We start from the raw sequence: 17,384 nt of genomic DNA, 5'->3' as shown, positions 1-17,384 counted from the left end.
GGAGGGGTAGATCATGAGTTTATTTAAACGAATTAAAAATATAATGAAAAGCCCAGAGCCACCGAAGCCGGAAAAGAGTCTTTTAACGTTAGCTCCTGGCGATATGATTGAAGTTTCATTAGTTATGTATGAATTAATTGGGAAAACGAGTATGCATTCGCGTAAGGAAATTGTTTTGACATTGCAAGATGGAAAAGATATTCGTTATTTAAAAATTGAAGACCGAGAAAATACGTATTACAAATTATATACTCCAATTGATGGTCGCTTAGATTCAATTGATGAAATTCCGACGACAATTGAAATGGATGATACCGAGTATCATATGGAAGAACAATATAACGGACGTGTTGTTGTGATGGGAAAAACTCCATTCTCAGCTTCAGAAGAACAGTATATATGGGAATTCCAATCAGATAATCGGAAATTATTGCGTATTGAATGGCAAAATGGTCGCACAATGATGTATGAGGGAGAAGCAATCATTCCTGCTGATGTACAAATTATAAGAGCAACGTAAGGGGGCGTAATCATGTCAAACCGATTGTTTACCATGATTAAATCGTTTGTGATCCCTATACTTGCTATCGTTATATTACTTGTTGTTGCTGGTTATGCCTTATCAGGTTGTCAAGGCGGGCAGACAAAGTCGATTCAAGACCGTTATCCACTTGAATCTGTTGCCAAGGAAGGTAAACAAGAATCTTACGTGTATAGGGCCGCCAATCGGTCAGTTCCTGAAGTCGCAAAGGAACTCATTAATGAAAGAGAACCGCAGCAAGCATCTAAAGAAGACGAAAATCAAATGTTCCTCGTTTATTCTGATAAGATTTATAACCTGCAAAAGGATAAAGAGAAACCATCTGATACGTTAATTGAAATAAGTAATAAAGAATTTGTCCGTCAAAATTACCAACCGTCCTTCTTGCAAGGATATATTATGGGTAGCATATTAAACGATATATTCGGTTCACGAAAATCATCATACGGTGATTATCGAGGATATAACGATAGACAAAATCATAAACCAGTTATTCCAGAGAGACCACCTACAAAAGAAGAAAAGAAAACCCCACCTCCAATTACGAAGGAAGGGAAAGGGTCTATCATTAAGCGAGGCGATAATGTAGATTCGAAACCATCAGTAGGTGATAAGGGAAGTATTACTGAAAAAGGAAGTAATACGACGCCCCCACCTTCTACTGGAAGCAAGGGTAAAATTACAAAAACACCAGGCGGTTCAAGCGGATCAGATGTGAAGCCAAAATCATCTATTAAAACGCCGCCAAGGAATACATCTCCTCCGAAAACGAGGGTCGGTGGTTCAGGAAAAATTACGAAGAGAAGATAGTGTAGAGACCGAAAAGTGGAATTTGCTTTTTGGTCTTTTTTGTTATGGGAATTAATTCCTCTCATGTGGTACGATTTAGGCATAAGGGAGGAAGTAAAAATATATCAGCGATTATTGAAATATATCGACTTACCGACAAAAACTGACAACGATAGCAACTTAATAATAAAAAGAGGGTGTGCCAAAATTTTGGCACACCCTCTTTTTCATAACGATTAATGAATATCACGTTTCTTAAAGTTACCGCCTTTTACTTCTGCTACGTCATAAACTGTAATAAAGGCGTGTGGATCGATTTCATTAATAAGTTCTTTCATTTTACTTTCTTCTAAACGGTTAATTACACATGAAATTTCTTTAAACTTCTCTCTTGAATAACCACCGTATACTTCGTTATATGTTGCACTTCGGCCTAAACGATCGCGAATTGTTTCTACCATTAATTCAGGCTCTTTTGTAATAATTTTAAATGCTTTTGAACCACTTAAACCAACTTCAACGATATGAATCACTTTCGAAGCGATAAAGTAAGCAATTGCCGAAAGGATAGCTCCTTGCAGGCCGAATACCGTTGATACGAAAATAAATACGAACATGTTTAAGAATAAAATAAGGTCACTCGTTCCAAATGGTAACTTACGAGAAAGCAATACAGCAAGCATATCGATTCCATCTAATGCCCCACCGTTACGTAATGCTAGTCCCATACCAAAACCGATGATAATACCACCAACAACTGTAACTAATAATGTATCGCCTTCAATAATAGCTGGTATTCCGTGCATGACAACGGTACCTACTGCTAATGAAGCAATTCCGATAATAGAATAAATCGCAAAGCTTTTACCGATTTGCTTATACCCTAACCAAACGAAAGGAATGTTAATAACTGCGATTAGAGCTCCTAATGGCAATCCAAATAATCTTGAACTAACGATACTTAAACCAGTTACACCACCGTCTGATACGTTATTTGGAATTAATACTGCTTCTAATCCGTACGCTGTGATAAATGCCCCAATAATAATCATCAAAGCTTTTGAAGCAATTCTTAGCTTATTGGGCTTGTTTTTGATAATTTTCTCCATGTAATTTCCTCGTTTCAAACTAGTTTCTTATTTGTTACGTAATTCACACCTAAATTTTATTTTAACATTTAATTTGAAAAAATTCTCCTTTAATGGATGTATGCAGGGAATATTATCACCATATTATCTTTAAAATATTTTTGAAATCAGTATAAGAAATCCCATCCTTTCAAAGGATGGGATGCTATTAAGAAAATATAAAACTAAGTACTGATACGAATAAAGCGAAACCTAAAATAGTTCCACATATTTTCATATGGCGCTTGCGTCCCATTACGACAATCGCAACATATTCACGGATCATTGCGTTAGGCCAGTAATAAAATGCAGTTTTTGATCCGATTCCTTGGCTATTAAGACCGGCTTGTCTTGCATATATACCAGCGCGGAAAAGGTGGAAATTATTCGTTGTAAAAATACTTTTATATTTACCTTCTGGTTTTAAAGAATCCATAATTTCTTTAGAGAACAGCATATTTTGATATGTGTTTACAGAGCGATTTTCCTGGACTGTATGTTCAAGAGGAATTCCTTTTTCAACAGCGTAACTTTGCATCGCTTCCGCTTCTGGAAGACCTTCATCTGGACCTTGTCCACCAGAAAAAATAATTGTTGGTGGTGTATTAACAGCGGCTTGTTTCCAATAGAAGTCAATCGCTTTATTAATGCGGCTTGCAAGTAAAGGTGGTACTTTATCATTAATTAAGCCGCTACCAAGAACGATGATGAAATCTTGATTACGTCTTGGTCTGTTGAATTGGTATAAAAAATATGCACTTAAGAAGTTAGATAAGTGTATAAAGAAATATATGCTTATAAGAGAAATAGCTGCAAAAATAGGCTCTAAATGCGATGAAACCAAACTTGCTGGATTTATAATAGGGAGTAACATAAAGAATAACATCCCTAAAGCAGCAAGGAGTGTTAAACAGTTAGTGAACCGTCGTCCTTCTCGCTTCATTAAAATTCTAGCATTAAGAAATAGCCCAAACATTAAAGCAACAATACCGAAAGGAAGCATAATGAGAAGTGCTAAAAAAGGTAAAAATATAATGTAGCGTAGGACATCACTATCTGAGTTCAATGATACAATCACACAAAAAAGAAGGAAAAAACAGATAAAGGCATTAAATAAAAAGCCGTTTATTATTTTTCGCGGATCTTTTAAATATGAGATAAGAAAAATAATAAATAATATAAGAGGAATAATTCCGAAATACATCATAAATATAGTACACCTCAACTTGTATAAGAATTTGACATACCTTTTATATTACATGATTTTATAAGTGAAAATGAAAGAAAAAGGATTTTGAATTTTCTCAATAAAATATATAGATACGTATGTTACAATATATTCAAAGCGATATATTAAAAGTAAAATGGTTGAAAAGGCACTCAGTAGAGTGCTTTTTCTTTTTGTATGCAATTGTGCATATTATATTTTTTTTCAAATGAAGAGGATTACAATATAAGTTGTAGACAGACTTTATAAAGCAGAATTTCATACAAACATTTCCCTCTACTTTTTGTATCTAACAATCGTATAACAATAAATAATTCTGTTTTATAGTGTCTGTTTTTGAAAGGTGTCTTTTTTGAAGGCACCTTTTTTTATTAGTATAGATAGTTTACACTGTTAGCATAGTGTAAACTATCTATACTAAACATTAGCAATCTTCCGTATAAATATTATCAATTTACTATATATTCCAGTGGTGTTACCCTACATATGAAAGGCTTTCTTTTTCAAAATATTACCCCTAATAAAATTTTGAAGAAGTCAACTGTCTCCAAACTTGTCTTTATGCTTAAAGAAAAAGCACTCAAATTGAGTGCTTTTTCTTATTGAAACATGCTATTTTTCTAGGCGATTTTCATAAAATAAAAGTAAAGAAATGAAAGTGGGTGACAAAATGCCGGCAGTTGTGGAAGGTGTTATTATTGAAAACTGCAATGGAACAATTAATGTAGGTGACAAATATAACGTACAGCCGATTGAAAAGACGAAGGCTTATAATGGATCGGGATCATCAAATACAGGAATGAAAGTACAAACGTTTAGCGGGATTAGTACAGCTGATGTATGGGATAATGATGCGAATGATCAGGGGATACAGTTTACTTTATAGTACAGTATGTAAAATTGCATAAAATGATGAAGTTGCCCTATGATACAATCTAGCTGTGAGCTGTTAATGATTCTTCTGTAGTATAGTTGTTAGATTAGAAATATAACATCTTATCGAAAATCATACGTATAAAAAAGACACTTCAAATGAAGTGTCTTTTTTTACCTTAGTGATACCCTTTAGCAGAGTCTTTATGAATTTTATTTTTAAATATACTGTAGCTCCAAAGCTGATATCCAATAACGATTGGTACCATGATCATTGCAACGAAGAACATAATTTTTAAGTTTAATTGACTACCAGCTGCGTTGTATAACGTTGTACTGTATGCATCGTTAATACGAGATGGTAACATTCTTGGGAACATACCTGCAAAGCCAGTTGTCATAAACATTGCGATTGTTAGGCAAACGAATGTGAATGCAAGGCCAATTTTATGTTTGTACACCATAATTAGTGCGAGTACACTCATTAGCATTGCAAGTACTGGAAGAATGAATAGTACCGGATATTCCGTAAAGTTTTGGAATAAGTTTGTTCGATTAGCAGTCGCTACATAGAAAATAGCTAAAATGATAGCAGCTGCCATTGAAAACGGTCTTGCGATTTTATAAGCACGATCAGATACTTCACCAGTCGTTTTAATCATGACCCAAAGGGCACCGGATACGACAAATATAGCAGTGAAGAAAAGACCACCTAATATACCGTAATGGTTTAGTAAGCTAAGTAAATTTCCTTCATAGCCATTTTTTCCGATTTGTAGTCCGTAATACAAGTTAGCAAATGTAACACCGAATAAAAAGGCGATTAAGAAACTGCCAATTGCAAATGCCCATTTACAAGTTTTTTGCCAAATTGGTGAATCATCTTTATGCATGAATTCCAGTCCAGCGGCACGAGCAAATAGTGCAAGTAATACTAAGAATAACGGTGTATATAAATAACTAAACATATTAGCATATGTGACTGGGAAGGCAGCAAATGTTGCGCCACCAGCTGTAATTAACCATACTTCATTACCGCCCCAGAACGGGCCAATTGCTTCTTGTAATTGATTTCGTTCTTGTCGGTCTTTCGTAACGAAGGGAAAAATCATTCCGTTACCAAGTGCATACCCGTCAAGAATGAAGTAAACTGTCCAAATCACGCCCCATAAACCGAACCAGATGATTGCAAGCATATCATGAGACATGAGCCACACCTCCCTCAGTAGCAGGTTCTTCTAATGCGGCAGGTCCTTTTTTCGCGAACTTCAGCATTAAGTATACGTCTGCGATTAAAAGTAAAGTGTAGAATAAAATTAAACTAATTAATGAGAACCAAATTTGCGGGACAGATATAGGCGATACAGATTCTGCTGTACGCATTAGTTTATATACTGTCCATGGTTGGCGACCTACTTCAGCGACAATCCATCCTGCGTTAATCGCAATATAAGGAAGTAAGACAGACCATATTGTAATTTTTAAATAACGTTTTGAGTTTTCTAGTTTTCCTTTTCGGTTTAAATAGAAGCCATACCAAGTTAATGCCATAAAGAACATACCGAGTGCAACCATTAAGCGGAAGCTATAATACACGAGGTTAACATTTGGACGTTCATCTTTCGGAATATCTTTTAAACCAACAATTTCGCCATCAAATGAATTTGTGTAGAAGAAGCTTCCGAGTTTTGGAATCGTAAGGAATTCAAAGTTCTTCTCATTTTTTACATCAGGAATTTGAACAATTGAGAAGCCTTGTCCTTTTCCAGTTTCCCAAACTGCTTCCATCGCAGCTCCTTTTGCGGGTTGATATTTAGCTGCTGATACACCAGATTGATGTCCCATAAACGGTGTAATTGTTGCGGCGAATAAGCCTAACATTAAGCCGAACTTAAATGATTTTTTGAAGAATTCAACTTCATTTTTACGTAATAAGTGATAGGCACTAATTGCCATAACGAAGAAAGCACCAACAATATAACAACCAACTACAGTATGGAAGAACATATTCCAAGCGTATGGATTCGTAACGAGTGCCCAGAAATCATTTAATTCAGCGCGGCCGTTACGTACTACGTAGCCAACAGGGTTTTGCATAAAGCCGTTTGCTGTAATAATCCAAAGGGCGGAAATATTTGTTCCAAGTGCAACCATCCACATGCAGAAGGCACGGAACTTTGGTGAAATTTTGTCTTTACCGAATAACCATATTCCCATGAAAGTAGATTCTAAGAAGAAGGCAACAAGTGCTTCGATTGCGAGAGGTGATCCGAAAATGTCTCCCATATATTTGGAGTACTCAGACCAGTTTGTTCCAAATTGGAATTCCATTGTAATCCCGGTTATAATCCCCATTACGAAGTTAATTGTAAATAATTTACCCCAGAAATTTGCCATTTTGCGGTATGTTGGATTCAATGTGCGGGCGTATTGAGTTTCCATACATGCCACCAAAATAACAAGTCCGATTGTCAAAGGTACAAATAAAAAGTGATAAAAAATAGTAATTGCAAATTGAAAACGACTCAGTAACAGAACGTCGGACATAATAAATATTCACTCCTTTTTTACATTATCTACAATCAGTTTATAGTGAAAATACGTTTAAAGTATGTGAAACTTGTTACAAAGCTGTGTGTATATTTTGAAAGAATTATGTCGATTATCTGAAAATATCTTATTTTTACTATAAAGCGATATCCTTTTTGAGTTTTTCATATTTTGGTACACTATTTATGTAGTGTAAATGAGAGAAAAGAGGGTTCCTTACTATGAAGTCATTAGAAGAGATTTTGCAGTACAATGAGAAATTTGTTGAAGAGAAAAAGTATGAAGAGTTTGTAGCGGGGAAATTTCCAAACAAAAAGATGGTAATTATTTCTTGTATGGATACACGACTTGTTGAACTATTACCGAAAGCGATGAATATGCGTAACGGCGATGTGAAAATTATTAAAGTAGCAGGCGCTGTTATTTCACATCCATTCGGAAGTATTATGCGTAGTATTTTAGTTGCTGTATATGAACTTGGTGCTGATGAAGTTTGTGTAGTTGGTCACCACGATTGCGGTATGGCAAAAATTCAGGCAAGCAGTACAATTGAGAAGATGAAAGAGCGCGGTATAACAAATGAGAAATTAGATACACTCCGTTATTCTGGAATCGATTTAGAAAGATTCCTACAAGGGTTCTCTAGTGTAGAAGAAAGTGTAGAACATAGCGTATCGATACTTCGCAACCATCCGTTACTTCCAGAAGAAGTACCTGTTCACGGTCTTGTTATCGATCCTGAAACAGGAAAATTAGATTTAGTTGTGAATGGTTACGACAATTAAGAATTTACTTTGTCATCCTTTTTATCTGGGACAGGATCAAATCCTCCCGGGTGGAAAGGGTGACATTTTAATATACGCTTACAAGTAAGCCAAAAACCTTTGAGTGCACCATGTTTTTGAAACGCCTCTAATCCGTAATGAGAACAAGTCGGATAAAAACGGCATGTTGGTGGTGTCATCGGAGAAATGAATTTTTGATAAAAGCGTATAATCCCAATAAAAATCTGTTTCATAACGGTCTCCTTTTCAGCATATTCTTAAAGTATTATAGCACGACTGTACATAATACTTTACTAATGTGCATTTCCGTTATATCATATTGGATATAACGGAATTAAATTAAAAGCGGGAGAGATGTTGTATGCCATCAGTAGAAAGCTTTGAATTAGATCATACGATTGTAAAGGCACCTTATGTAAGACATTGCGGAGTTCACAATGTAGGTAGTGACGGTATTGTAAATAAATTTGATATTCGTTTCTGCCAACCGAATAAACAAGCAATGAAACCAGATGTTATTCATACGTTAGAGCATTTATTAGCATTTAATTTACGTAAATATATTGATCGTTATCCGCATTTTGATATTATCGATATTTCACCGATGGGCTGCCAAACAGGATATTATCTTGTAGTAAGCGGAACACCGACAGTACGAGAAATCATTGATTTATTAGAACTAACATTAAAAGATGCGGTTCAAATTACAGAAATTCCAGCTGCAAATGAAACACAATGTGGTCAAGCGAAGCTTCACGACTTAGAAGGAGCACAACGCTTAATGAACTTCTGGTTAAGCCAAGATAAAGATGAACTTGAGAAAGTGTTTGGATAAAAAGGAAAACTGCCTGTGAAAGGGCAGTTTTTTTATTGTACTAAGAGCGAACATACTCTTCTTTTTTATGAAAATATATTAGATACTCCAACATATAAAACAAAGGCAGAACCGAGAAAATAAACAAATGCTTTTGCTTTTTCCCGTTTCTTCATTTCATCAATTCCAAAAAGGATAAACATAATACTTAAAAGGATAAACACGTAAGGTAAAAGAATAGTGAAGTTTGTAAAGAAGCTAAATAGGGCGAGAGAAAGAGCGATAGTGGCGATTATAATTTGAATGTTTTTTAACATGGAATCCCCCTTAAGTAGAAAGAAATAGTTACTGAGAGAAAATAATTATAAATGCTAAATTGATCGAAATTTTATTCTACATGTAGCGAAAGAGTTTGATATTAAAAAGAAGAATATGAGACTAGAAACGAAAAAATACGGGATACTCATTAATTCCTAGAAGAATAAAGGAACAACTGAGAATAAATTGTACGTATGGGAGAAGTGAAAAATTATCGGTAAAATGGACATAAGTGCTTAGAGTGAGTAAGAGAAGCATGAAAAATGCTAAAAAAATCCGTAATATAGTTAGAGTTAGCATCGTATAGCCCCCTTTAGACCATTTACTAGAATATTTCTGTGAAACCAATAAATAAAGCAGCGGCTCCTGCTAGTAGAGCGAGCACACTACCTCCTGTTTGCTGTTTTAATATTTCCTCTAAACTTATGGTGAGGGCCATACCTCCTAAAAAGATGAACATATAAGGGATTATTTCTCTATTACCAGTAAAAAATCCATAGATTGCTATAGATAAGGCAATAAGTGATAAAGTAATCCGTCCCCATTTTAGCATAAAAGACCTCCTCTATTTTATGTAGGTAATAATGAGAACAATCCAAATGAAAGCACCGGCAATAATACAAATAAGTCCAGTTGCTGATTCCCTTTTCTTTATTTGTTCAAATGCGATGAGAAACATTAAAGCCCCTAATAGAAATTGTGAAAGAGGTAAAGAATTATTTTGACCTGTATATAATCCAATTGCCGACATAACGATCACAGTGAGTGCTACTATGATGCGAAGTATACGAAGCATATTAGGAATTCTCCTTATTCTTTTTTGTATAAGGATTGTCTTCTAGTTTATCGACGGAATGTTTATAAGCATAGCCTTTATTAATTGTCATGACGGAGAGTACGAGGATGATTAGGACGATGATAATACCGATAATTAATATTTTGAACATAAAATCCCTCCTTTTCTTTATTTTACATAATTTTGTAATTGATGAAAACAATAGAAAATAAAAGGATGAAAGAAGGGTGTTACATGGAGACGAAAAAAACATATTATATATCAATAGGAAACGGTCAAATTTCACAAGTGAAGACGGCGGATACGTATAATTTTGAGATTTCCGCAAATGATGAGGAAATTACGGAATTAAGAGAGCACTTTGATCAAGCATATGTAGAAGATTTAGGGTCATTTGTACGCTCCCACGTTCCATTTGTTGAGTATCATCACGATTCAAATAATGACCGATATGATGAACAACTACAAAAAGCATATAAAATGATTTACGATTTAGGAAATCATGAGACGAAAGAATTAGTCGCACAAATGGGAATAATCAATGGATTGTAATTGGATAATATTATGCAGAAAAGCGAGAATATGCTACAATTTGTGGTAGGAAAAACTTGTAACCATCAATAGGGGAGTAATGGCATGTACAAATTTAAAGATTATTACCACAACACTGTACAATTATCGTTTGAACGTTATCCATTTTCTCCTGAGCCAAAGCATGTTTGGGTTGTATGCCGGTACGGGGATCAATGGTTATTAACGCATCATTTACGTCGCGGTCTTGAATTTCCAGGTGGTAAAGTAGAACTAGGGGAAACACCGGAAGAAGCGGCAGTTCGAGAGGTTCATGAAGAAACCGGCGGCATAGTTTCTGATTTAACTTACTTAGGACAATACAAAGTATCTGGAAAAGACAAAATAATCATTAAAAACATTTATTTTGCAACAATTAGTGCGGTAGAAGAACATACGCATTACGAAGAAACGAAAGGGTCTGTTTTATTAAAAGACATTCCTGACAACATTAAAACGAATAGAAAATTTAGCTTTATAATGCGCGATGACGTATTAGCGCGTACGATGAAACATATAGAAGAAATCGGCTGTTTTACGAAGTAAAGTAGCCGGTTTCTTTTTTTGTATGTAAGAATAAATGTAAACATATCTTTACATTATTTTGGGGATATTATACAATTTTGTAAAGATATATTTACATTTTAGGAGGGGGAAGATGGATAAAAGAAAAGAAACGACTGTTACTGTTTCGATGGTTAAATTAAACTTTTCTTTATTTTTTATAATAATTGCTTTGTCGTTTGGAATTGGTTATTTGCATATATTTCTTTCAGGTGGGGTTCAAGTCGAAGTTACATTATTAACGATGTTTCTTTTTATTATCGCAATGATTGTTCTCGTTTGTATTCATGAAGCGATACATTTAATTGGCTTTCGCTATATCGGAGGTGTTCCGTGGAGTGAACTAAAATGGGGCGTTAATTGGAAATTAGGTGTTGCATATGCTCATTCTAAACAGGCGGTTACAGTAAAGCAAATGAAGAAAGTGTTAATGCTTCCGTTTTTACCAACTGGAATTTTGCCAATTGTATTGGGATTAGCTATGAATCTGGAGCCACTCTCATTTTTAGGAATTCTACTAACAGCAGGGTGTATCGGCGACATTGCCGTATATCAAAAAGTTTCAAAGTTTCCAGATGATGCGCTAGTAAAAGATCATCCGAGTAAACCGCAGTTTACAGTATATGAATAATAAGAGGAGGCGTTTTTGAACAACTGCCTCCTCTTATTATTTTTTGTCGGTAAATCAATATATTGTGAAAATTGTTGATATAATTTAATTACTATTATTGTATTTTTATCTCCACCTCCACCTCTAAAAACGAAAGCACCTCCAACAAATCATCTACGATACGTGAATGCTTAAAATCACCCCAAAACGAATCTTTTTTCCAAACACCAAGAATCCCTACTTGTTCAGAACCAAGCACATCGTTTTCTGGATGATCTCCAATATAAAGACATTCTTCTGCCTTCACATCTAGTCTTTGCAAAGCACGTTCGAAAATTTCAGGATGAGGTTTTTTAATTCCTTCAGCTTCTGAAACGAGAATGGTGTTTGTATACGTATGTATATGTAGTGCTCGAAGGTTGCTCATCTGAAATTCAGTAAAACCGTTTGTGATAATACCAATTTTAATGTTTCGCTGTTTTAACTGTTGAAGTAGTTCATGCGTGTTTTTGAAAGGAATACAATGATGTTGGAAGTTTGTAATATAGTCGTGTAGTAGTTGCTCTTGCGTTAAAGTAGTAATGTTGTATTCGGAAAGGAGAGTAGCATATACTTTATCCTTCCACGTATAGCCATTATTATCGAGTTCAAGAAATCGAGAACAATACTCTGATTTCTCTATACTCATCAAATGTGAGGAGAAGCGATTATATTGCTCATAAATAAATTGTTCTAAAGATTGGCGCCGATCTAATAGTGTTCCATCTAAGTCGAATAAGATTGCACGAATCATGAGAAGCCTCCTTGGAGTTTTTATAATTAATTATCGCATATTCGCAAAAAAATGATTATGATATTTTGTAGAATGGAATAATGGGGGATTGTATGAAGAAACTGTATGGCAAGTTAGTGTGTTGTATTATAGCAAGCAGTTTAGTTGCAGGATGCGATAGTGCTATCGAGGTTACGAAAGAAAAAGAAATTTGTAAAACAGAAGAAGAGTGTACGCAAATAGGAGATAAAACATTACAAAAAGTATATAAAAAGATAGAGGGACTTTCAGAACTTGAAAAAGTAGAAGATTATGACATAGAAGAGTATGAAAGTGTGAATATGAAAGAGGCGGAACAGAAAAAAGAAAAGGATGACAATTATTTCTTTTTAGCTTCTTATTATATCGATGGTGATGAAATTGTAGATCCTTATTTTGAGAAATTGGATCGTAAGAGATTGAATAAAGTTTTTGCAGATGACGAAGTAGCAAAAGATGATTTGTTAAGTCAGCGACAAGATAGAGAGTATCATGAAACCTTATGGGACATGTATCGCACTCTCGTCCCAGTGAAATATCGTGAGAATATAACAGGATTTGGTCTAATAACGGATGGTTATGATGGCGTTGTTGCCCATGTCATGCCAAGTATAGATGACCCGAGAGATTGGGTGCTTAGTTTAGACGTGCTTGATTCTGGGGTGAATATAGATGAAGTGATGAAAACATTAATTCATGAAACGGCTCACGTATTAACGATTGGACATAAACAAGTACCAGTGGATAGAAAGTATTTAGAGGCGTTTGATGAAGAGAAAGACATTTCATCATATCGAAATAAATGTAAAACGGTGTTCGTGAAAAATGGATGTGTGAGAAAAAGTTCGTATATTAACCAATTTTATAATGAATTTTGGAAACCAATTGAGCAAGAGTGGACAGAAAAGAAAGTAGAAGAAAGTGAAGAGGCACAAATTGAATTTTATAAAGAAAAGCATGATGATTTTGTATCGCTATATGGAACAACAAATGTAACGGAAGATATCGCAGATACATTTACAGCGTTCATTTTACAAGATTCAAAAAAAGTGAAAGAAGGAACAGAGTTAAAATATAAGAAAATTGCTTTCTTCTATCAGTTCCCTGAGCTTGTAAAAATGAGAGCGGAAGTGCTGTCAGGATTATATGATGTTTCGAAAACGATAGAACAACAAAGTGGAGACTAATGTGAGTTATGCTTTCGATATAGTTTCGTTAAAGAAAAGCGTGAAGAATTTTTAATTCTTTGCGTTTTTTCTTATGTTGATAAAATTGAAAATTCTGTATTTTTATCAAAAAGAAGAAGGAACTGGAGGCACAAAAGAGAATTAGTATAAAAATGTCACAATTTAGACACAATTATAATGCACGTGTTGTAGGGACTATAAGTTTACTCTCGAGGAGGTAATGAAACGTATGAAAACGATTCTTGCTGTTGCTGGTCTCATTTGGGTAATGTCTCACGGTTTTCCGATTTTTGAAGGGGAGCAAATTCGTAGTGCTTTGAATGAAAAGTTTAATGATTATCATGTGATAGATCGAAAAGATAATGTCGTTACAGTACGTGTGAAAGACTGTTTCCATACAGTTACGGTTGCGGATGGAAACATTACAAATGAAACGAAAATGTGTGATAAAAGGTAAAAGAAAGAAGCTGACTATAGCGCACTGTTTTGAGTCAGCTTCTTTTTCTTTTTCCAATTAGAATTTTTTCAAATGCCTCAACAAATACATACATAAGAGTTGCAAGAACACATGTGAGTAGTACGCTAAGTAAGACGAGTGTGAAGTTAAAGACTTGGAATCCGTAGCTAATTAAGTAGCCAAGTCCTTGTTTGGAAACGAGAAGTTCTCCGAAAATAACACCAACCCAGGATAAACCAACATTTACTTTTAACGTTGAGATAATTGCTGGAAAGGATGCAGGGAGAACGACTTGCTTATAACATTGCCATTTATTTGCGCCAAATGTGTCCATTACTTTTATATAGTTAGAATCGACTTCTTGAAATGCACTGTAAATAACGAGAATGGTAATGATGATGGAAATGATTACTCCCATTGCGATAGAAGATGAAATGTTTGGACCGAAAATAACGATGATGATTGGACCGAGTGCAACTTTTGGCATTGCATTTAGGACGACGAGGTAAGGATCAAGTACGCGGGCTAGAAGTGGCATCCACCAAAGAAACGTGGCAATAATAGCACCGAGTACCGTTCCGAGAATGAAGCCTACTCCTGTTTCCAGCAATGTCGTCCATATGTGGACCCAAAGTGAACCGTCGATCCATTTCGTTAAGAAGAGATCCCAAATACTCGAAGGAGAGCTAAAGAGTAAAGGATCAATCCATTCTTTTTTGCTAGCTATTTCCCATAGTGCAAAGAAAAGAATAAGTAGTAAAAGCTGTAATGAGCGAGCAATCCAAGCACGCCTGCGTTCTTTCTTTCGAAATTGTTCATGTAGTTGTTTTATATTATCCAAGTCGTTCCAGCTCCTTCCATATATCTTGAAAGAGGGCTGGGAAATCGTAGTGATGGCGTGCTTCTAACGGTGATAAAGAACGGATACTTTCCGGGACGATAAAGATTTTCGCGATTTTTCCAGGATTCGCTTGAAGTAAATAAATACGATCACTCATCGCAATCGCCTCTTCAATATCGTGAGTAACAAGTAGTGATGTTTTCTTATATTTATTTAGTAAGTTGAAAACGAGTTCTTCTAGTTTTAATTTCGTTTGATAATCGAGTGCGGAGAATGGTTCATCTAGTAATAAAATTTTCGGATCAGTTGCTAACGTTCGAACGAGAGCGGCACGTTGACGCATACCGCCGGATAGTTCACGAGGATATTGTCCTTCTACCCCATGTAGACCGACTTGCTTTAAAAGGTTTAAAGTATGTTCTTTCATTTGTTCATCATAAATCCTTCGAATATGAAGTCCAAGCATAATATTTTCTTCAATCGTTTTCCACGGGAATAAGTAATCTTGCTGCAACATATATCCCATAGATGATGTTTTCGTTGTAATCGGTTCACCATCTAAAAAGACGATACCGTCAATTGGATCAAGTAGTCCAGCAATGATTGAGAGGAGCGTTGTTTTACCGCAACCACTTGGACCGAGTATAGAAATAAATTCGCCTTCTTCCACTTGTAAGCTCATATCTTCAAGAATAAGTTTGGCATTCTCTTTTGCAAAAAAACAGTGAGAAACGTTACGTATTTGCAAAAAACTCATACACTTCGCCTCTATTTCTTAATAACGCTTTCGGCAATTTTTGTATTGACGAGCGCTTCATGTGGGACTTCTTTTTGTAATTCACCAGCGTTTTTCATAATAGTTTGGAGCTGTTTCCATTCTTCTGCATCTAATAGTGGATTTGTCGCATAAGAATGTTGCTTTTTATACCGTTCAATTACTTTTACTGTAATGTCTTTTGAAGTGTCTTTAAATAGCGGGGAAACAGTATCAGCAATCTCTTCTGGACTATGTGTATCAACCCATTGCTGTGCTTTATAGAGCGCACGTGTGAACTTTTCAGCAGCAGCTTTATCTTTCTTTAAGAAACTTTCTTTTGCCATGAATGTTGTATAAGGAACAGTACCAGATTCATTTCCGAATGAAGCGACGATATAACCTTTACCTTCTTTTTCGAATATGCTTGCAGTCGGTTCAAAGAGCTGGACAAACTCTCCTGTACCAGATGCAAAGGCATTTGCAATATTAGCAAATTCGATATTTTGAATTAAGTTCGTATCTTTGCGAGGATCAATACCATTTTTCTTTAAAACGTATTCCCCAACCATTTGCGGCATGCCGCCTTTACGCTGTCCTAAAAATGTAACACCTTTTACGTCATTCCAATTAAAAGAGTCTAGTTTTTTACGTGAAACTAAAAATGTCCCATCTGTTTGTGTAAGTTGTGCAAAGTTAATGACAGGGTCTTTCGCTCCTTGTTGATGAACGTAAATAGATGTTTCAGAACCGACGAGAGCAATATCAATTCCGCCAGATAATAGGGCGGTCATCGTTTTATCGCCACCAGCTGTTGTTTGTAGGTCAATATTTAGTCCTTCATCTTTAAAAAATCCTTTTTCAATCCCGACATATAATGGGGCATAGAAGAGAGAATGGGTAACTTCGCCGACGCGAATGTTTTGGGTTTGTTCTTTCGTACTTTCTTTTTTACTACTACAAGCAGCAAAAGTAAAAACAGCTAGTAATATGATGCAAAAAATCGCGATTAATTTTTTCACTATATAACACCTCCCAGAAGTCACTCTACAAGCATGATATGTAGGTAAGTGCCCATATGTGAGTGTAGATAGCAGGAATTTTTTTGGAGGTAAAGAAGTACAAATATAAGGGGGGATAAAATGGAGAACGAATACGATGATAGCGTACATTTACATCTTGATTATTTCGGGACAGAATGTGATATGGAATCGATTGCTTATAAGAGAAAGAATGAAGACGTATGGGATGTGTATTTTAATTTTGGAGTATACGGTATTCAGAAAGACGATGTAGAGTTAGGGAGATTTATGGACGAATATGCTGGTCATTACGTTTTTTCTGTACATGCTCGCGATCTTAGCTGGGAATTTGGAAGTGCCCAGTTTGAAGAGTGGGTTTTGAAAAATCGGATAGTAGAAAAAACGCTACAAAAATAGGAGGAATTTTGTGATTGGATTTCTCATCTTATTATTTATTTTTGTGGCCGGATTTTTTATCATGCAAATGCTTATTTACCAATTTGCAAAGAAAAACATCCATAAATATACAAAAATAAAATGGTTTCATATGTGGCTACATATGAATATGAAAAAAGGCCCGATATTAGATTTTTTTGATTTTGTAGTTACAGTACTCGTATGTATCGTATGGAAAATAGGGCTGCTTCCTTGTATATAATACACATGCTAATCATCTTCTCTTTTATCATAAAATAACGAAAAGAACCTGTCTTGTGGCGGGTTCTTTTCGTTATAGTAATAGTTGTA

25 protein-coding genes are annotated in these 17,384 nt (G+C 35.3%); 12 read left to right on the top strand and 13 right to left on the bottom strand.

What is annotated here, in order from left to right:
• The first annotated feature begins 13 nt into the window (after window positions 1-13).
• Together MHH55_RS18380 and MHH55_RS18375 are read left to right on the top strand one after the other, a co-directional pair.
• A complete protein-coding gene (locus MHH55_RS18380) occupies window positions 14-520 on the top strand; it encodes a DUF4178 domain-containing protein (protein ID WP_000051745.1) in 507 nt (168 codons plus the stop codon).
• A gap of 12 nt (window positions 521-532) precedes the next feature.
• Complete coding sequence (locus MHH55_RS18375; protein ID WP_000071199.1) at window positions 533-1,351, top strand: DUF4247 domain-containing protein; 819 nt, start codon at window positions 533-535, stop codon at window positions 1,349-1,351.
• 215 nt (window positions 1,352-1,566) lie between these two features.
• Here MHH55_RS18375 and MHH55_RS18370 read toward each other — a convergent pair whose 3' ends face one another.
• Both MHH55_RS18370 and MHH55_RS18365 read right to left on the bottom strand, forming a co-directional pair.
• The gene (locus MHH55_RS18370; protein ID WP_000411246.1) at window positions 1,567-2,439 is read right to left on the bottom strand and encodes a YitT family protein; all 873 of its coding nucleotides are present in this window, start codon (window positions 2,437-2,439) and stop codon (window positions 1,567-1,569) included.
• Between the two features lie 187 nt (window positions 2,440-2,626).
• Window positions 2,627-3,664: a YdcF family protein gene (locus MHH55_RS18365; RefSeq protein WP_000990094.1), complete on the bottom strand. Its 1,038-nt coding sequence runs from the start codon at window positions 3,662-3,664 to the stop codon at window positions 2,627-2,629.
• Between the two features lie 673 nt (window positions 3,665-4,337).
• On the opposite strand from MHH55_RS18365, the gene MHH55_RS18360 reads away from it, so the two are divergent.
• Window positions 4,338-4,571, top strand: coding sequence for a spore germination protein (locus tag MHH55_RS18360; protein ID WP_002001299.1), 234 nt, complete (start codon window positions 4,338-4,340; stop codon window positions 4,569-4,571).
• A 166-nt stretch (window positions 4,572-4,737) separates the two neighbouring features.
• Here MHH55_RS18360 and cydB read toward each other — a convergent pair whose 3' ends face one another.
• Together cydB and cydA are read right to left on the bottom strand one after the other, a co-directional pair.
• Entirely contained in the window at window positions 4,738-5,766 is a 1,029-nt protein-coding gene (gene cydB / locus MHH55_RS18355; protein ID WP_000017661.1) for a cytochrome d ubiquinol oxidase subunit II, read from the bottom strand.
• Window positions 5,756-7,105 (bottom strand): cytochrome ubiquinol oxidase subunit I, encoded by a 1,350-nt coding sequence (gene cydA / locus MHH55_RS18350; RefSeq protein WP_001286188.1) that lies wholly within the window; start codon window positions 7,103-7,105, stop codon window positions 5,756-5,758. Before cydA ends, cydB begins: the two co-directional genes overlap by 11 nt.
• 224 nt (window positions 7,106-7,329) lie before the next feature.
• On the opposite strand from cydA, the gene MHH55_RS18345 reads away from it, so the two are divergent.
• A complete protein-coding gene (locus tag MHH55_RS18345; RefSeq protein WP_048656633.1) occupies window positions 7,330-7,893 on the top strand; it encodes a beta-class carbonic anhydrase in 564 nt (187 codons plus the stop codon).
• Here MHH55_RS18345 and yidD read toward each other — a convergent pair.
• The gene (gene yidD, locus MHH55_RS18340) at window positions 7,890-8,126 is read right to left on the bottom strand and encodes a membrane protein insertion efficiency factor YidD (protein ID WP_000809334.1); all 237 of its coding nucleotides are present in this window, start codon (window positions 8,124-8,126) and stop codon (window positions 7,890-7,892) included. The genes MHH55_RS18345 and yidD overlap by 4 nt on opposite strands.
• A gap of 128 nt (window positions 8,127-8,254) precedes the next feature.
• Here yidD and luxS point away from each other — a divergent pair, with 128 nt between their 5' ends.
• Window positions 8,255-8,728 (top strand): S-ribosylhomocysteine lyase LuxS, encoded by a 474-nt coding sequence (luxS, locus tag MHH55_RS18335; protein ID WP_001141371.1) that lies wholly within the window; start codon window positions 8,255-8,257, stop codon window positions 8,726-8,728.
• Window positions 8,729-8,793: 65 nt separating this feature from the next.
• On the opposite strand, the gene MHH55_RS18330 is transcribed toward luxS, so the two are convergent.
• The 4 genes from MHH55_RS18330 to ytzI all read right to left on the bottom strand — a co-directional run bounded on the left by MHH55_RS18330 (window position 8,794) and on the right by ytzI (window position 9,972).
• Window positions 8,794-9,024 carry a YczI family protein gene (locus MHH55_RS18330; RefSeq protein ID WP_078186546.1) on the bottom strand — a complete coding sequence of 77 codons (231 nt, stop codon included), beginning with the start codon at window positions 9,022-9,024 and terminating at the stop codon, window positions 8,794-8,796.
• A 326-nt stretch (window positions 9,025-9,350) separates the two neighbouring features.
• Entirely contained in the window at window positions 9,351-9,578 is a 228-nt protein-coding gene (locus MHH55_RS18325) for a DUF3953 domain-containing protein (protein WP_000922253.1), read from the bottom strand.
• 12 nt (window positions 9,579-9,590) lie between these two features.
• Window positions 9,591-9,821 carry a DUF3953 domain-containing protein gene (locus MHH55_RS18320; RefSeq protein ID WP_000944458.1) on the bottom strand — a complete coding sequence of 77 codons (231 nt, stop codon included), beginning with the start codon at window positions 9,819-9,821 and terminating at the stop codon, window positions 9,591-9,593.
• Between the two features lies 1 nt (window position 9,822).
• Window positions 9,823-9,972, bottom strand: a complete 150-nt coding sequence (ytzI, locus tag MHH55_RS18315) for a YtzI protein (RefSeq protein WP_000472794.1) — start codon at window positions 9,970-9,972, stop codon at window positions 9,823-9,825.
• Window positions 9,973-10,055: 83 nt separating this feature from the next.
• Between ytzI and MHH55_RS18310 the strand changes: the two genes are divergently transcribed.
• From MHH55_RS18310 to MHH55_RS18300, 3 genes are all read left to right on the top strand, one after another.
• Window positions 10,056-10,373 (top strand): hypothetical protein, encoded by a 318-nt coding sequence (locus MHH55_RS18310; protein WP_000448409.1) that lies wholly within the window; start codon window positions 10,056-10,058, stop codon window positions 10,371-10,373.
• A gap of 84 nt (window positions 10,374-10,457) precedes the next feature.
• Entirely contained in the window at window positions 10,458-10,937 is a 480-nt protein-coding gene (gene mutTA / locus MHH55_RS18305; protein ID WP_000276385.1) for an antimutator 8-oxo-(dGTP/GTP)ase, read from the top strand.
• A 112-nt stretch (window positions 10,938-11,049) separates the two neighbouring features.
• Window positions 11,050-11,586: a DUF3267 domain-containing protein gene (locus MHH55_RS18300; protein ID WP_000361288.1), complete on the top strand. Its 537-nt coding sequence runs from the start codon at window positions 11,050-11,052 to the stop codon at window positions 11,584-11,586.
• Window positions 11,587-11,680: 94 nt separating this feature from the next.
• Here the strand turns inward: MHH55_RS18300 and MHH55_RS18295 are convergent, their stop codons facing one another.
• Window positions 11,681-12,358 carry an HAD family hydrolase gene (locus MHH55_RS18295; RefSeq protein WP_065212183.1) on the bottom strand — a complete coding sequence of 226 codons (678 nt, stop codon included), beginning with the start codon at window positions 12,356-12,358 and terminating at the stop codon, window positions 11,681-11,683.
• Window positions 12,359-12,450: 92 nt separating this feature from the next.
• On the opposite strand from MHH55_RS18295, the gene MHH55_RS18290 reads away from it, so the two are divergent.
• Together MHH55_RS18290 and MHH55_RS18285 are read left to right on the top strand one after the other, a co-directional pair.
• Window positions 12,451-13,563 (top strand): hypothetical protein, encoded by a 1,113-nt coding sequence (locus tag MHH55_RS18290; protein ID WP_071740510.1) that lies wholly within the window; start codon window positions 12,451-12,453, stop codon window positions 13,561-13,563.
• A 229-nt stretch (window positions 13,564-13,792) separates the two neighbouring features.
• On the top strand, window positions 13,793-14,020 hold the full coding sequence (locus MHH55_RS18285; protein ID WP_000849112.1) for a hypothetical protein: 228 nt from the start codon (window positions 13,793-13,795) through the stop codon (window positions 14,018-14,020).
• Window positions 14,021-14,054: 34 nt separating this feature from the next.
• Here the strand turns inward: MHH55_RS18285 and MHH55_RS18280 are convergent, their stop codons facing one another.
• Genes MHH55_RS18280 through MHH55_RS18270 form a run of 3 tightly spaced genes read right to left on the bottom strand, consistent with a single transcriptional unit; the run spans window position 14,055 to window position 16,637 of the window.
• Window positions 14,055-14,861: an ABC transporter permease gene (locus tag MHH55_RS18280; protein WP_000368771.1), complete on the bottom strand. Its 807-nt coding sequence runs from the start codon at window positions 14,859-14,861 to the stop codon at window positions 14,055-14,057.
• The gene (locus MHH55_RS18275) at window positions 14,854-15,618 is read right to left on the bottom strand and encodes an ABC transporter ATP-binding protein (RefSeq protein ID WP_000009033.1); all 765 of its coding nucleotides are present in this window, start codon (window positions 15,616-15,618) and stop codon (window positions 14,854-14,856) included. The genes MHH55_RS18280 and MHH55_RS18275 overlap by 8 nt, the downstream gene beginning before the upstream one ends.
• Window positions 15,619-15,629: 11 nt before the next feature.
• A complete protein-coding gene (locus MHH55_RS18270; RefSeq protein ID WP_078186548.1) occupies window positions 15,630-16,637 on the bottom strand; it encodes an ABC transporter substrate-binding protein in 1,008 nt (335 codons plus the stop codon).
• A gap of 120 nt (window positions 16,638-16,757) precedes the next feature.
• On the opposite strand from MHH55_RS18270, the gene MHH55_RS18265 reads away from it, so the two are divergent.
• Both MHH55_RS18265 and MHH55_RS18260 read left to right on the top strand, forming a co-directional pair.
• Entirely contained in the window at window positions 16,758-17,054 is a 297-nt protein-coding gene (locus tag MHH55_RS18265; protein WP_000426897.1) for a DUF3986 family protein, read from the top strand.
• A gap of 10 nt (window positions 17,055-17,064) precedes the next feature.
• On the top strand, window positions 17,065-17,295 hold the full coding sequence (locus MHH55_RS18260) for a hypothetical protein (RefSeq protein WP_078186549.1): 231 nt from the start codon (window positions 17,065-17,067) through the stop codon (window positions 17,293-17,295).
• Window positions 17,296-17,384 lie beyond the last annotated feature (89 nt).

This window comes from Bacillus sp. FSL K6-2944 (genome assembly GCF_038005385.1).
GTDB classification, from domain to species: Bacteria; Bacillota; Bacilli; order Bacillales; family Bacillaceae_G; genus Bacillus_A; species Bacillus_A cereus.
The sequence above is the reverse complement of the archived record's forward strand: the minus strand, read 5'-3'. Positions and strand labels throughout refer to the sequence as shown.